Origin of the sequence: Hymenobacter crusticola (assembly GCF_002154225.1) — a bacterium.
Taxonomy (GTDB): domain Bacteria; phylum Bacteroidota; class Bacteroidia; order Cytophagales; family Hymenobacteraceae; genus Hymenobacter; species Hymenobacter crusticola.
The window spans coordinates 109182-124750 of record NZ_MTSE01000013.1; the positions used below are offsets into that span (position 1 = coordinate 109182).

Here is a 15569-nt window from a genome sequence, read left to right on the forward strand (position 1 = left end):
CTTGAGCAAGTCACTGCAAGAATAAAAAACTTATTCGGTGCTTCTAAACAAGGCAGAGCAGGAAATTTACTACTTCTCTGTCTATTCACAATTAGTAGTAGCACCTAGGGAGGCTTGTTAGTAGCTAGTCGCGCCAGCTTTTCAGCTGCCGGAACGAGATAAAGGAGCTACTGTTGCGAACGTTGTTTGCGGTAGGTGGTGCCAGACGACATTTTTCAACGAGCAACCTCCAATTATGGCGTCTTCACCTCTTCTTTAAGCGCACCTGAGTTGTTGTAAACAGCTCCCACGCTATAGGAAAGCTAGGTTCTTGCGCTCCGAAGCAGGCGGCGTAAAAAATTTTTCAGGGGCGTTGGGGGTATGGGCACTTTGTGGCTTTTACTACTTGGAGAGACGTTGCAAACCTGCCTATGCCTAGAGAAATTGACTACGAAGCCTGCTTGCGCTATGCCCGGGGCGAATCCTCATTGGAGGAAGCTAGGGCAGTGCGCGCTTGGCTCGCGGACCCGGCCAACGAGCTACTTGCCCACTATTGGATGAGCCAGCACGCCCTGGAGCCCGAACCCGTGCGCAAAGCCGACGGCAACGACCCCTACGACTACGCTAGCATGCGAGAGAACATCTACGCCCGTATGCAGCCCGAAGCAGTGCCGGTAGCTAGCCCTACGCGCTCCGGCTCGTCGTGGCGGCGCTGGGCGGCTGCGGCCGCCGTGGTAGGTGCCGTAGCGAGCACCGGGTGGCTCTTGCACGAGCGTACCCAGGTGGCCGTGCCCACCACCGCCAGCTATACCACACCCTACGGCCAGACGCGGATTGTGCGCCTGCCCGATGGGTCGGAGGTGACCTTAAACGCGCACTCCACGATTCGCTACGCCGCTACAACCGATTCTGAGCGGCCACGAGAGGTGTGGCTAGATGGGGAAGCGTACTTCTCCGTGAAGCACTTACCCGACCACAAACCTTTTGTGGTGCACACCACCGCGGGTTTCGAGGTGGAAGTCCTTGGCACCAAGTTCACGGTGTATCGGCGGCACGAAGAAGCTAGGGTCGTGCTGCTCTCGGGCAAGGTGCAAGTGGCGTTTGACGACTCCACCCGGCGCAAGGTAATTCTGAAGCCAGGTGAGCTCCTGCAAACCTCCGACAAAGAGCCGAAGAAGGTGGTGCACCAAGCGGTTCAGGCAGCCACGTATGCCGCCTGGACAGACGACAAAATGGTTTTTGACGCCACGTCTATTGCGGATGTCGTCACCCGCTTGCAGGACACCTACGGGGTTGAGGTAGAAGTAGCTAGCCCCGACCTAAAGCAGCGCAAGTTCACCGGCACCTTCCCCGTGGATAACCTAGACCTCCTCTGCGAAAACTTAGCGGCCACCTTTCACCTGCAGATTGTGCACCGGCAGAATCGGCTTATTTTATCTAATTACCCTTCTTCCCACCATACTCCATGAACTTACCTCCTACCCTACCTGACAGACCCAGTTCTCGCCTGCTGCTCTGCACGGCGAGTGCGCTGTTGCTAAATGCATTTAGCTCGGTGGCATCTGCGCAGTTGCTGGCTTCCACGCAGCGCATGCACACACGGCAAACTGCGGTTGAGGCAGTGCCCCTCAAGCACTTATTAAAGCAATGGGAGAAACAGTACAAGAGCATTATCGCCTACGACACAGAGCTCGTTAACGATAAGCGCGTAATTCCCCCGAGCGAGGTAGCCACCCTAGATGCCCAGCTTGCGAGTGTACTCCCCCAAGTAGGACTGAGCTTCAGAAAGCTACATGCAAACGATTACGTTATCACCCCTGTCGAAATCAGACGCGTCACCGCCTCTGCAAACGTTTCCGCAACGCAAGATGTCACGGTAGCTGGCCGCGTATTCGATAGCAAGGGCGCGGGGCTGCCCGGCGTGACGGTGGTAGTAAAAGGTACTACCCTAGGTACCGGCACCGGCCCCGATGGCAGCTTCAGCCTGCAAGCGCCCGAGAATAGCACGCTGGTATTCAGCTTCGTGGGCTTTGCTCGCCAAGAAGTAGCCGTACAAGGCGCCACCAGCAGCCTGACGGTGACCTTAGCCGAAGATGCCAAGGCGCTGAGCGAAGTCGTGGTGGTAGGCTACGGCACCCAGCAGAAAGCCGAGGTAACGGGCGCCCTCAATACAGTAGCGGCGCCGGCGCTCGAAAACCGGCCCGTAACCAACCTAGCACAAGCCCTACAAGGCACCGCTCCCAACCTCACCATTCAGCAGAGCAGCGCGGAACCGGGCGCTGGTCTCAACATCAACATTCGGGGCGTGGGTACCCTAGGCAATGCTTCGCCGCTGGTGATAGTAGACGGCATTGCGGGCTCACTTAACTCACTCAACCCTAACGATATTGAAAGCATCACGGTACTGAAAGATGCTGCTTCGGCGGCTATTTATGGTTCGCGTGGGGCAAACGGGGTACTGCTCGTGACCACGAAGAAAGGCTCGCTCAATCAGAAGCCAGTGTTGACCTACAACACGCTGGTTGGCTGGCAGTCACCTAACTTCCTGCGCCGACCCGTGACGGGCCTAGAGTTCATGCAGCTCAAAAACGAGGCACTGGTCAACTCGGGGCAGAGTCCACAATTCTCGCCCCAGCAGATGCGCGACTTCGCGGCCCACGGCGACTACCAATGGTACCTCGACGCGGTGCTGAAAAAGCAGGCTTTACAGCAAAACCACAACCTTAGCCTCAGCGGCGGCTCGGGCAACACGCGCTATCTGATGTCGCTGGGCTACGTGGATCAGAATAGCTTGTTTGTGGGCGATAAGTACGGCTTTAAGCGCCTCAATGCCCGCCTAAACCTCAATACGCAAGTCACCGAGAAGCTTTCGGTGGGCGCTATTCTTTCCTACGCCCGCGTGAGCACCCGTGAGCACGCCTTCATCACGGACTGGATTATCAGCGACGCGGTGCGCATTCCAGTTATTTACCCCATTCAGGACTCCCTAGGTAACTACGTGACGCCGGCCACCTCGAGCGACAACCCGGTGAATCGCTTGCGTAATGGCGGCCTGCGCACCAATTCCAACGACAATGGCTACGCTAACCTCAATGCCGAGTACGAAGTCATTAAGGGCTTGAAGCTGCGCGGCCTCGTGGGTGGCGACCTGTGGAACTACCGCATGAACGAGTTTACGCGCAGCCTCCAGTACGTGACGCTCGACGGCTCGCCCACCTCCGGTGGCGACGGCAACAACTCCGTGACCGACCGCACCCAGCGTACGCTGCTTACCAACTACCAAGCTACCATCAACTACGAGCACACCTTTAGCCAGAAGCACGAGGTGAAAGCGCTGGCGGGGTATTCAAGTGAGCACTTCAACGACGACCGCGCTGGTATCCACGTCATCAATGTGCCAGGCAACAACTTTGGGGTAATCAGCAACGGCACCACGTACGCCTCCATCAATGACCCTGACAACGTGAGCCACGCCAATGGCACTTACGGCAACAACGTGCAGTGGGCGCTGAACTCGGTGTTTGGCCGCCTGAACTACGCCTTTGCCGGCAAGTATCTCATCGAAGGTAGCTTCCGCTATGATGGCTCGTCACGGTTTGCTAGCAACAAGCGTTGGGGCTTCTTCCCATCAGTATCAGCGGGTTGGCGGCCTTTGGAGGAAAACTTTATGGCTTTCCTTCAACCGACCTTCAGCGACCTAAAAATACGTGGCTCTATTGGGCAGCTCGGTAACCAGAACATCGGCCTGTACCGTTACCTGAGCACCATTAGCACCTCGCCAGGTGCCTATATATTTGGTGAGCAACCCGTACCAGGCGCCAACTTCAGCACCGCCAACCGCGACATCACGTGGGAAACGGCGACGATGGGCAACATCGGGGTGGATGCCGCCTTCTTTAAGAATGCTCTATCAGTTAGCTTCGATTACTTCGACAAGCGCACCAGCGACATCCTGATTGACCTGCCAGTAGCTGGCGCTTTCGGAGCAGGCGCTCCAACTCAGAATGCAGCGAGCGTCCGCAACCAAGGCTGGGAAGTTTCGGCTACCTACCGTCTGCGCACCGAGCGTGGCTTCAACCAGAGCCTGACCTTAAACGCCGCCGACACTCGCAACCTAGTGACCGATACCAAGGGCGTAGAAACCATCCGGGGCGGTGATGCCACGAACATCATCCGCGAGGGTTTCCCCATCAACTCGTACTACGGCTACCGCACCAACGGCATTTACCAGACGCTGGAAGAAGCCAATGCCGGTCCTAAGCCTTCCTTTGTGGCGCCCGGCGCGCTACGCCCCGGTGACATTCGCTACGTGGACCGCAACGGCGACGGCGTGATCAACCAGGACGACCGTTATGTGCTCGGTAATCCCTTCCCGCGCTACACCTTCGGCGCTACCTATACGGCCGATTACAAAGGCTTCGACCTAGTCGTGTTTGTGCAAGGTGTGGGCAAGCGCAACCTGTACATCCGGGGTGAGGGCGTGGAAGCCTTCCACAATAACTGGGAAAACGTGTACGCCCAGCACCTCGACCGCTGGACGCCGACCAATACGGACGCCTCGTATCCCCGCCTGACCATCGGCACGGCTTCGACCAACAACAACCAAGGCTCGGACTACTGGCTGCGCAACGGAGCCTATGCTCGCCTCAAGAACGTGCAGCTTGGCTATACGCTGCCAGCCACGTTCACCAGCAAAGCGGGCATTGAGCAGCTGCGCGTTTTTGTATCGGGCCAAGACCTACTGACTATTAGCCACTTGCGCAAAATTGGGTTTGACCCTGAAATCTCGGAGTTCAGTGAGAGTGTGGGCCTAGGTGGCGGCACCGGCAGCAGTGGCCGTGTGTACCCGAGCGTGCGCCTGGTGACCCTAGGTCTTAATGTTTCTTTCTAACTCCCTATCTGCAATTCTATGAATCGTCACCTCCGCTATACGTTGCTCCTGGGGCTAGGACTTGGCATGGGCCTTTCCAGCTGCCAAGATCTTGACCTAACGCCCTCCGACCGCCCCACCGACGCCACCTTCTGGACCCAGGCCGCCGACGCGTCGAACGTGCTGAACTCCTGCTACGCGGGCCTTTACTCCAGCGAGTACTTCTTCTTCAACGAAACGCTTTCCGACAACGCCTTCAACAAGAGCGATGTGGACGGCTCCAACGCCCGCAACATTGCCGAGGGCGCTTACGGCACCAACCAGTCGCGTATCACCAACGAATGGGGTTTCCACTACGGCGGTATCCGCGCCTGCAATCGGCTGTTGAATAACATCAACAAGATTACGAGCCTAGATGCTGGTCTGAAAGCTCGCTACATTGCTGAGGCACAGGCCATCCGGGCTTTCCATTATTTTCAGTTGATGACGTGGTACGGCGATGTGCCCCTCATCACCACGGAAATAAGTGTGACTGAGGCCAATGCCTTGCCCCGCGCCTCTCGTGCCGACGTGCTAACCTTTGTGCTGAGCGAGCTAGATGCCGCCGCCGCCGTATTGCCCGTGAACACGGCCTACGGCGCCGAGGATAAAGGCCGCTTTACCAAAGGCGCTGCCCTGGCGCTGAAAGCCCGCGCGCTGCTCTACGAAGGACGGTGGGCTGATGTGTCGGCCATCACGACACAGTTGATCGGTGGTCAGGCAGGTGCCTACAGCTTGTTCCCAAACTACGCGGGCGTGTTTTCTCCGACCAACGAGAATAGCAGCGAGGACATCCTTGATATGCAGTATGCCTTCCCCTTGCGGACGTATTCGGTGCAGCGCCAATTTATTCCGCGTACTGAGGGCAAGCTGGTTTGTTCCATTGCCCCAACGCAGGAGCTAGTAAACAACTATGTGATGGCCAATGGTAAGGCCATCAATGAGGCAGGCTCGGGCTACAACGAAGCCACGCCGTACACAGGCCGCGACCCACGCTTTGGAGCCACGATCGTGTACGACGGCTACGTGTGGAAGCGTCCCGACGGCTCCAACATCACGATTCGCACTTTCCCCGGCACCGGCGACAACTCCGTGGACCGCGCCGATGCTAGCCCCACCGGCTACTATTCCGCGAAGTACTTCGACCCCACCGCTGACGCCAACCTCAACTCGGGCCTGAACCTGATGCTGATCCGCTACGCCGATGTGCTGCTCATGCACGCCGAAGCCTTGAACGAGCAGGGCAAGCTCAGTGCGGCCGATTGGAACACCACCATTGCTGCCCTGCGGCGGCGGGCCGGCTTTAGCGATGCCGCTGCGCTCTCTTTCCCGAGCGGCGACCAAGCTAGCTTGCGCACCGTGATACGCCGGGAGCGCCGCACCGAGCTAGCCATGGAAGGCTTACGCATCTTCGACATTCGCCGGTGGCGCACTGCCGAAACGGTACTCAACGGCTATGCGCACGGCATCAAGACGGGCGACCCGGCCGTGGACAATGGCTACATCCGCGTGGATCAGCGCACGTTCGATCCGGCCAAGCATTACCTCTGGCCCGTGCCCCAGCGGGAGCGTGACATCAACGCGAACCTAACGCAAAACCCAGGCTGGTAAGCCTAGCCCCTTTTCTCCCATCCTTGCTTCTACTCCCAATACTTATGAAAAAGTTTTCTTGGCCTCTGGTGCTACTACTGTTCGTTATGGGCCTGCTCTCGGGCTGCGACAAAGATGACGACAAACTGAACGAGACGATTACGCCCGTAAGCAACCTGATTTCGCCCGCCGCCAATACCTTCGTGCGCCTCGACCCGCCGTCCAATGCGGCCGTAACTTTTGAGTGGGGCCAAGCGCGCTCTGCCGATGGCACACTGGTGCTTTATGAAGTACTGTTTGATAAAGAAGACGGCGACTTTTCGAAGCCCCTGTACAGCACCACTTCGGGCACCAACGGCCTCGAAACCAAGCTTGTACTTACCCACGGCGACCTAAACAAGATTGCTAACCTAGCCGGTATCAAGTCCTCGGCGCAAGGCAAGTTGAAGTGGACGGTGAACGCCTCAAAAGGCCTGAACGTGGTGCCCGCAGCCGAATCGCGCGTGATGACGTTGGAGCGCCCTGCTGGTTTTGCCACGGCTCCCGGCAAGCTCTACATCACGGGTTCCGGTACCGAAGGCGGGGCTAACATCAGCCAGGCTGTGCCCTTCAAGAGCACGTCGTCTGGTGTGTTTGAAATTTATACCCGCCTGAGCGCTGGTGACGTGAAGCTGATCGACCAGACCACCGGCACCCCAACGTACTATTACATTGATGGCGCCAAGCTGCTGGAAGGCAACCAAGGCACCAGCCCCACCACGACGCCCAAGGTGTACCTCATCAAGGTTGACTTCAACAACGCCGCCGCCTCCATGACCGAAATCCAGTCGGTTGGCTTGTGGTTCGCGCCCGAAAACAAGGTATTGGTTACGATACCATACGTGGGCAAAGGCCTCTGGAAAATTGAGAACACGCCCATCGAGTTCCACCAGGAAAGCTGGGGCCGCGATGAGCGTTACAAGTTCTTGTTTACCCAGAAGAACGCAGCCGGTACTAGCAGCAAGCAGTACTTCGGCAGCACCAACTCCGACAACCAGCGCGCTACGGCTTCCTCGCCAGCGGCCTACTTCTACTTAGTGCCCGGCCCCGATGTGCAGTACGATTACTCCTTCAAGTTCCAGACGGAAGCCGATAAGAAGAGTGTCGACATCACAGTAAAGATGCAGCCGGATGGCCCTTACACTCACCAAATAGTGGTGCGCTAGCTAGGTATGAGTCAGTCCACCTTTTTTGTGCGCCCCCTTACCCTGCTGCGAGCTAGTAGCTGCGCTCTGCTGAGCCTGCTCCTGCTGCCCGCCTGCAAAGACCCTGTGGATGACGATGTCACGCCACCCGCGCCCCCACCCACTGCGGTGGTGGCCAACTGGGCCGCCCGCGCCGACTCGGCGCAGGCGGCCCTACAGCAGGGCTTTTGGTCACCTACGGCCCAGTATTATCTAAAAAATAATTCTGGCGACGCCTCCTTCAACTACTGGTGGCAGGCCCACGGCCTCGACGTGCTCAGTGACGCCTATCAGCGCACCAAGAGCGCCGACTACTTAACTCGTATGCGGCAGCTGCAACAGGGGGCCAAAGCCAAGAACGGCAACACGTACCTCAACGAGTTCTACGACGACATGGAGTGGCAGGCGCTGGCCTGTCTGCGCGCCTTCGAGCTAACCCAGGATCCTGACTACAAGAACACCGCTAACCTGCTCTGGGCCGACATCAAGCTAGGGTGGAACGAGCAGCAAGGCGGCGGCATTGCCTGGAAAAAGTCGCAGCGCAGCTACAAGAACACGCCCGCCAATGCGCCCGCCGCCATCTTGGCCGCCCGCCTCTATAGCCTCGACCGCAACCCCGACGACCTAGCTTGGGCCCAAAAAATCTATACTTGGGAGAAAGCCAAGCTGGTAGATCCTACCTCGGGGGCCGTGTGGGACGGCATCAACCGGCAGGGCGACAACCAGATCGACAAGGACTGGCGCTTCACTTATAACCAAGGCACCTTCATCGGGGCGGGGCTAGCCTTGTACCGCGCCACCCAGCAAGCTAGCTACCTCGACGACGCGACGCGCACAGCCAGCTACGTGCTCAACGATAGCCAGCTCTCGCCCAGCGGCATTCTCAAGGACGAAGGCAATGGCGACGGTGGCTTGTTCAAGGGCATCCTGATACGTTACCTAAATCTGCTGTCAACAGAGGCAGCGGTTAGCGCAGCCAACAAGGCTAGCTATGTGTCCTTTCTCAAGTTCAACGGCGAAAGCCTGTACAAGCGGGGCACCCGCAAGCCGCAGTTCATCTTCAACACCAACTGGACCAGCCTCCCCGGTAGTTCGGTGGATGGCTCTACTGAAATGAGCGGCGTGATGATGCTGGAAGTTATGGCTGACTTGCAAGCGCGCAAGGTGCTGTAGGCCTTACTACCTAGGTTTTCTTGGCGGCGTAGTGACACAGCTCTTGTGTTGCTACGCCGTCAGCGTACCTATCCCATTACCATTTTACCCTAACTCCATGATAAAGCGGAAGAGCTACTTGATTCTGTTATCGGCCCTGAGCGCTTTCTCCTGCGCCAAAACCACTCCGCAGAACGGCAGCGACAAGGTAAGCAACGGCAAAGCGCCCAGCGGGCCCCTGCAATATGCTAACCCGTTTATGGGCACGGCGCCGTTCAATGACCCCAAGACCATTGGCTACGCGCCGCCCAAAGACTGGCGCGGCGTGTGGGCCGGACTGGTGTTTCCGGGCAGCTCCGTGCCGAACGCCATGGTGCAGCTGAGCCCCATTACCGAGTTCAATACCGGCGCTGGCTACGACTACGAGGACTCCGTTATTTACGCCTTCACCCACACCAACAAAGGCCACTGGAACCTGTGCCATTTGCCCGTGTTGCCCGTGGTGGGCGCAGCCAATGCCAAAGGCGACTACTCCTCCCGCTTTTCCAAATCGACCGAAAGCGCTTCGCCCGGTTTCTACGGCGTTACGTTGCAGGACTACGGCGTGCAGGTTCGCCTGACCTCCACCCTGCGCTGCGGCTACCACCAGTACCGCTACAGTCAGAAAACAGACCGCAGCATTGTGTTTAAGCTCGCCAAGTCGAATGAGCGGGTATCGAATTGGAGCATCGAGAAAGCCGGGGACGCGGCCGTGCAAGGTTTTCAGGAAACCGGCCGCCAGACCGTGTACTTCTACGCGGAGCTTAGCGAGAACATGCAGAACCTCGACGTGCAAGGCAAAGGCACGAAAGAAGGCCTAGCCCTGCTGCACCTGGCCGACGGCGGCAAGCCCGTGGAGTTGAAAGTCGGAATCTCTTTTGTGAGCGTACAAAACGCCAAGCAGAACCTAGAAAAAGAGCTAGGAAACCGCTCCTTCGACGAGGTGCGCCAAGAAGCCGCCAAAACCTGGGATGGACTACTGTCGCGCGTAGAAGTGAAAGGCGGCACGACAAAGCAGAAGCAAATGTTCTACAGCTGCCTATACCGCTCGTTCTTGTGGCCCGCTTTGCGCAGCGACGCCAACGGCGAATACCGCGACGTGCGGGGCAACGTGGTGAAAGCTAGCTTCAACTACTACACCGAGCCGTCGTTGTGGGACACCTACCGCAACAAGGACCTGCTTGTGGGTATGCTCCAGCCCCAAGTAGCGACGGACGTGATTAAGTCGTTGCAAGATGTGGGGGACAAAACGGGCTTTATCCCGACTTTCTTCCACGGCGACCACGCCGCGGCCCTCGTGGCTGGCTCTTACCAACGCGGCATTACGGACTTCGACCTGAAAGACGTGTACCGGCTGCTGCTGCGCAACGCAAACGTGGAAGGCGGCACGCGCCCGCATATCACCGAGTACATTCAGAAAGGCTACATCTCCACCAACGAGGTGTCGAACCCCGAAGTGGAGACCAAGGACAAGGCGGGCGTGTCGAAAACGCTGGAGTACGCCTTCGACGACTACGCCGTGGCCCAGCTCGCCAAAATCCTCGGTGACACCACCAACTACCGGGTGATGATGGCGCGCTCGAAAAACTACAAAAATGTGTTCGACCCCAACCGGAAGTTCATGCGCGGCCGGCGCTCCGACGGCACTTGGGTGAAGCCCTTCGACCCCAAGTATCCTTACTACGAGTACATGTACCGGGAGGCCAACGCCTGGCAGGTATCCTTCTTCGCCCCCCACGACATGCCGGGCCTGGTTGCCTTGTATGGCGGCGCGCAGCCCTTCGAGGCCAAGCTCGATTCGTTGTTCACGGTGCCTTGGAACCCGAACCACATTGCCCGCAACGTCTCGGGCTTTATCGGGCAGTACTGCCACGGCAACCAGCCCGACCACGAGACGCCCTTCTCCTACTACTTTGTGGGCAAGCCCGAAAAATCGCAGCGCCGGCTCGATGAGATTATGGAGAAGTTCTACGGCATGGGCAAAGATGGCCTCGGCTACTCCGGCATGGACGACGCCGGCGAGATGTCGGCGTGGTACGTATTCAGTTCGACGGGCCTGTATCCCCTTTCCGCCGCCGACGCCAAGTACATCGTGAGTGTGCCGGTCTTTGATGAGGTCCGATGGAAGATGAACAACGGCAAAGTGGTGACCATCAAGAAGTCTGGACCGAGCCGGAACCTAGGTCCTATCAAGGTGAACGGTAAAACAAATCAGGGTTATTTCGTCGACCATGCCCTCTTCCGCGAGGGTGGCGAGCTAGAGGTAACGACCAAGTAAACCAAGCCTAGGAAGCAGTAGTATTCAGTAGCACCGTGGCCCCGGCCCAAGCTAGCTTGGGCCGGGGCCACGTATGTCCGGCCATCTTGCTTGGGTGCTCCAATTCTTTGCGCCGCGCAGGGCTTTTTATTATTTCTACCTAGCCTGCTCGCGGGTGCCGAATGGCTTACCTTCGTTTGCGCATGTAGTAGCTTGTATCCTTACCGCAGCCGGGCACCTAGCCCGCGCATCGGAAGAAGTGGCTGCTGCGTGCCCCCACAGAGACCAACGTTCTTTCACGCATGACATCACTCCCCACGCAGCAGTACGAGCTTGTGAAAAGTGCCCGCGGAGCGTTGCTAGCGTACTGCGCTACCCTAACACCCGCGCACTTTGGGGAGCCGCTCGCCCAATTTGACGGCAGCGGTATTCGCCAGCTTCTCGTGCACGTGGCTGGCACTTACCACTTTTGGCTCGGCACTTTTGCACTGCGTCATCAGCCGCCGGCGTTTGCGGCAGAGCACGCGTACGACCTAGCCCAGGTACGCCAGCTGTACGACGATGTGAACATGCTCGTGGAAGAATTTACGCGCCACTTTCACGGGCGCTGGGACGATACGGTGACTGGCCCGGTAGCCAACCGCGTTACCCTGGTCAGCACCACGCCGCTGGAGCTACTCCTGCACGTCATCACCCACGAGTTTCACCACAAAGGGCAGGTGCTATCCATGAGTCGGCAGCTAGGGTATCAGCCAGCCGATACGGACATCATTCGGTTTCCGTGATTTTCTTGCGGCATGAAGGCGTCCGATCTACCTGTTCTGGCTATTACTTCCTTTCCGCAGCAGTCGGCGCAGCGCAAGCCCTACTACGTGGAGCAGTTACCCGCGCACGCGGCCAAGTTTCCGGGTCTCGGGTTGCCGCACAGCCACGACTTCTACTTGCTGCTGTACGTAACCCAGGGCCACGGCACCCACACCATTGACCTGATCACTTACGAGCTTCAACCGGGCAGCTTGTTTTTTATGACGCCGGGCCAGGTACACAGCCTTCAGCTGCAAGCCGATACGCAGGGCATTATCGTGTTTTTCGACCCTAGCTTTTACCTGTTTCGCTACCCTGGCAGCCGCCTCTACGATTACCCGTTCTTCGACACCACCCAGCCGCCGGTGCTGTATATGCCTAGCCCAGAAAACGAGTTTGTGGCGCTGTTTGAGCGCCTGCTCAGCGAGAACACCAACCCATACGAGAACCAGGCCGACGTTTTCCGGTCGTACCTGTACCTCTGCCTAGAGCTAGCCGCCCGCCACTACCAGCACACCACCCGCCACGAAGCCCTGTACGGCCAGCAGCAGATTCGGGCGTTTGGGCAACTATTGAATCAGCACTTTCGCACCATGCGCACGGTGGGAGCTTACGCGGACCTGTTGCACCTCTCGGCCAACCACCTAAACGCTGTGTGCCGCCGCGTGCTCAACAAAACCGCCAGCACACTCATCCACGAGCGGGTAATTATGGAAGCTCAGCGCCTGCTTTCCCACTCTGCCCAATCGGTGGCGCAGATAGCCGACGACCTAGGTTTCGACGATGCCTCGTACTTCAGCCGCTACTTTCGCAAGTACACTGCCCTCACGCCGGAGGCCTACCGCCACCAGCGTTGATTTGTCCTGTACAAACCGCGAAGTGGTCCGTGCGGCGCGCCTGGGCACGCGCTAATTTTGCAACGTTTCCGGAAGGTATTTTCTGAAAAGTTGCCCCAGAAGGCAGCCTGCCTGGCGCCGGAACGTACACTAACTACCGAGCCGTATGATGCCCACGTCATTGTCTGCCGTTCCCGTTATGAAACCTATCGAATCTTCCACGTTGGCAATGCTGGATCAGCGTTGCCCTCGTTGCCACCAAGGACCTTTATTTACCCACAGCGCCTTCAACCTAGCGCACTTCACCGACATGCCGGAGCGCTGCCCGGTGTGTGGCCTGGTTTACGAGATTGAGCCGGGCTTCTACTGGGGCGCCATGTACATCAGCTTTGCCTTTGGTACCGGCATTATGCTGGTAGTGGGCGTATTGCTGTTTTACCTGGCCGGCGACCCCGCCACGTGGGTGTACGTCACGTGCGTTTCTATCGGGGTGCTACTCACTTGCACGCTTTCGTTGCGCTACTCCCGCACCATTATGCTGTACCTGTTTGGCGGCGTGCGCTACAACCCTGAGTGGGCCAGCGCACCAACGCGCCGAAGCGTACCTGAGTAGGAAAAGTAGAGCAAGCAAACGAGCTACTTCCAGAACGCAGCCGGTTAGGCTGCGCCTAGGCTTTTCTGGAGCCACCGCACCACATCTGTATCTACCTGGTCGCGGCATTCGTCGAGGCCGTGGCGACAATTAGGATACAAGATTAGCTCTTTCGGCTGCCGGGCACGATCGTAGATGTTTTCAGAACACGTGGCGGGCAAAATTTCGTCGGTAGTGCCGTGGAGCAGCAGCAAGGGCCGCGGACTTACCTGCGGAGCTAGGTTGGTGCCGTAGGTTTGGCTGCTCATTGCTACTACGGCTTTCACGTCGTTGCTGAGCGCACCCGCACTTATTACCACGGCCCCGCCAAAAGAGTGTCCAACCAGCGCCACGGCGCCATAGCCGCGTTGTTGTACGAGGTGTTGCACAGCCATCAACGTATCGGCCACACACTCTTCCAAATGATTGGGCTGACGATAATGCAGCCGGAGCGAAGCAATATGGTGGACAGCTAACTGGCCGGCCAATCGGGGGTACATGCCCCAGGCGGGTCCATCGAGGCCCCCTCCCGCCCCACCTACCCATACCACCGCCGGGGCTCCGGCCGGGGCGGGGTGCAAGCGCGCCGGCATTCGGCCCGCATTGGTGTGAAAGACAAGCTCTTCTATCCCGTCTACAACCTGCTCGAGGGTAACTGCCTCTAGTACGTACTCTTGCTGCTGTTGCTTTGCCATGGTAGTAGTTGCTTTCAACGGTGTACTACATTTGGCCAAATTAGATATAGCTGAGGTTGCTAGCACTCAGCAGCGTGCCCGTCAGCAACTGTTATTTCCCTGTACCTACATCTATTTCCTTAACCCTAACTCAACCATTGCGTTAAGAACAGAAGAGTTTTTCTCTTACCTGCCCGGCCCCAGCCAGTGCAGCAGGAATATCTTTATTCTGTTTCTCCCAATGGCCCAAGCTAAGCAAGTAGAACCCTTCGATTGGCACCGCATTCTATGGTCGGAAGATGCACCTCCCGCTTTTTTAGGCGAGGTAGCGCTGCGCTGTGCCATCACCTATTTGTTGGTGCTGGGCGTGCTGCGCCTCACGGGCCGCCGTGGCGTACGTCAGCTTTCCATCTTCGAGCTTAGCATCATCCTAGCCCTAGGTTCGGCAGCCGGCGACGCCATGTTCTACTCCGACGTGCCACTCACCCACATTGCCGTGGTATTTTTGGTAGTCGGCCTGATGTACGTGGGCTTCAATTTTCTCACGGAAAAGTCGGTGCGGTTCAGCGATTGGCTGGAAGGTGCCACCATTTGTCTCATCGACGAAGGCCGCATAGAAATGCAGGCTTTCTCGAAACAAAACCTGACGCAAAAAGAGCTGTTCGGGGAGCTGCGTCAGCATCAAGTGGAGCACCTGGGGCAGGTTCGGAAGCTGTACATGGAAGCCACCGGCAACGTGAGCGTGTACTTTTACCCCGATGAGGAAGTGCGGCCAGGCTTGCCGATTTGGCCGGAGCTGCTGAAGAAGGCTCAACTAGAAATCACCGCTGCCGGGCCGTACGCCTGTTCTGTTTGCGGGTATACCCACGAGCTTACGCCGGGCAAGCACACTTGCGCCGTCTGCCAGAACCAGCACTGGCTACCTAGCTCCACGGCCAAGCGCCAGGCATAAGCGTACCAGTAAGCGTACCTAGCTAGCTTTCGTCGCTACGAGCCAACGGCTCTGTGGTCCAACGGTCGTAGCTTTGCGCGCTCACTGTTGTTTTGTTGCCTTATGCTCCCGCTGCTTCACGTTCACCATATCGCCATCATCTGCTCCGACTACGAGGTTTCGAAGCGCTTCTATACCGAGGTGCTCGGCCTGAGCGTCATTCGGGAAGTGTACCGGGCCGAGCGCCAGTCGTGGAAGCTCGACCTAGCGCTGAACGACCACTACATCATCGAGCTGTTCTCTTTCCCTGGGGCCCCGCCGCGCCCCTCCCGCCCCGAAGCCATTGGTTTGCGCCACCTAGCTTTCGCCGTGTCGGACTTGGATGCTACCGTGCAGGGCCTAGCTCAGCATCAGGTAGTTGCCGAGCCTATTCGGGTAGATGAATTTACCGGTCGACGCTTCACATTCATCGCCGACCCCGACGATCTGCCGCTGGAGTTTTACGAAGTTTAATTGGGCCCTTGGTCGCACGCCGCTTCTTCGC

At 58.0% G+C, this 15569-nt stretch carries 12 protein-coding genes; 11 read left to right on the plus strand and 1 reads right to left on the minus strand.

Annotated features, from left to right (window positions below; genetic code table 11):
- Positions 1-410 precede the first annotated feature (410 nt).
- The 9 genes from BXP70_RS20245 (at position 411) to BXP70_RS20285 (ending at position 13402) form a co-directional block, all read left to right on the plus strand.
- Positions 411-1448 carry a FecR family protein gene (locus BXP70_RS20245; RefSeq protein ID WP_086595940.1) on the plus strand — a complete coding sequence of 346 codons (1038 nt, stop codon included), beginning with the start codon at positions 411-413 and terminating at the stop codon, positions 1446-1448.
- The gene (locus tag BXP70_RS20250) at positions 1445-4870 is read left to right on the plus strand and encodes a SusC/RagA family TonB-linked outer membrane protein (protein WP_086595941.1); all 3426 of its coding nucleotides are present in this window, start codon (positions 1445-1447) and stop codon (positions 4868-4870) included. The genes BXP70_RS20245 and BXP70_RS20250 overlap by 4 nt, the downstream gene beginning before the upstream one ends.
- Positions 4871-4888: 18 nt before the next feature.
- Positions 4889-6499, plus strand: a complete 1611-nt coding sequence (locus BXP70_RS20255) for a RagB/SusD family nutrient uptake outer membrane protein (protein WP_086595942.1) — start codon at positions 4889-4891, stop codon at positions 6497-6499.
- Between the two features lie 44 nt (positions 6500-6543).
- Positions 6544-7683, plus strand: a complete 1140-nt coding sequence (locus tag BXP70_RS20260) for a SusE domain-containing protein (protein ID WP_086595943.1) — start codon at positions 6544-6546, stop codon at positions 7681-7683.
- 6 nt (positions 7684-7689) lie between these two features.
- Positions 7690-8874 carry a glycoside hydrolase family 76 protein gene (locus BXP70_RS20265; protein WP_086595944.1) on the plus strand — a complete coding sequence of 395 codons (1185 nt, stop codon included), beginning with the start codon at positions 7690-7692 and terminating at the stop codon, positions 8872-8874.
- A 97-nt stretch (positions 8875-8971) separates the two neighbouring features.
- A complete protein-coding gene (locus BXP70_RS20270) occupies positions 8972-11170 on the plus strand; it encodes a GH92 family glycosyl hydrolase (protein WP_086595945.1) in 2199 nt (732 codons plus the stop codon).
- A 281-nt stretch (positions 11171-11451) separates the two neighbouring features.
- Positions 11452-11934, plus strand: a complete 483-nt coding sequence (locus tag BXP70_RS20275) for a DinB family protein (RefSeq protein ID WP_086595946.1) — start codon at positions 11452-11454, stop codon at positions 11932-11934.
- Between the two features lie 12 nt (positions 11935-11946).
- Positions 11947-12810, plus strand: a complete 864-nt coding sequence (locus BXP70_RS20280; protein ID WP_086595947.1) for an AraC family transcriptional regulator — start codon at positions 11947-11949, stop codon at positions 12808-12810.
- A gap of 178 nt (positions 12811-12988) precedes the next feature.
- Positions 12989-13402, plus strand: a complete 414-nt coding sequence (locus tag BXP70_RS20285) for a DUF983 domain-containing protein (RefSeq protein ID WP_245849699.1) — start codon at positions 12989-12991, stop codon at positions 13400-13402.
- 44 nt (positions 13403-13446) lie between these two features.
- Here the strand turns inward: BXP70_RS20285 and BXP70_RS20290 are convergent, their stop codons facing one another.
- Positions 13447-14115 carry an alpha/beta hydrolase gene (locus BXP70_RS20290; protein WP_086595948.1) on the minus strand — a complete coding sequence of 223 codons (669 nt, stop codon included), beginning with the start codon at positions 14113-14115 and terminating at the stop codon, positions 13447-13449.
- 220 nt (positions 14116-14335) lie between these two features.
- Here BXP70_RS20290 and BXP70_RS20295 point away from each other — a divergent pair, with 220 nt between their 5' ends.
- Positions 14336-15046: a DUF421 domain-containing protein gene (locus BXP70_RS20295; RefSeq protein WP_179197765.1), complete on the plus strand. Its 711-nt coding sequence runs from the start codon at positions 14336-14338 to the stop codon at positions 15044-15046.
- A 102-nt stretch (positions 15047-15148) separates the two neighbouring features.
- Positions 15149-15538 (plus strand): SMU1112c/YaeR family gloxylase I-like metalloprotein, encoded by a 390-nt coding sequence (gene gloA2, locus BXP70_RS20300; protein WP_086595950.1) that lies wholly within the window; start codon positions 15149-15151, stop codon positions 15536-15538.
- The last annotated feature ends 31 nt before the right edge of the window (positions 15539-15569 follow it).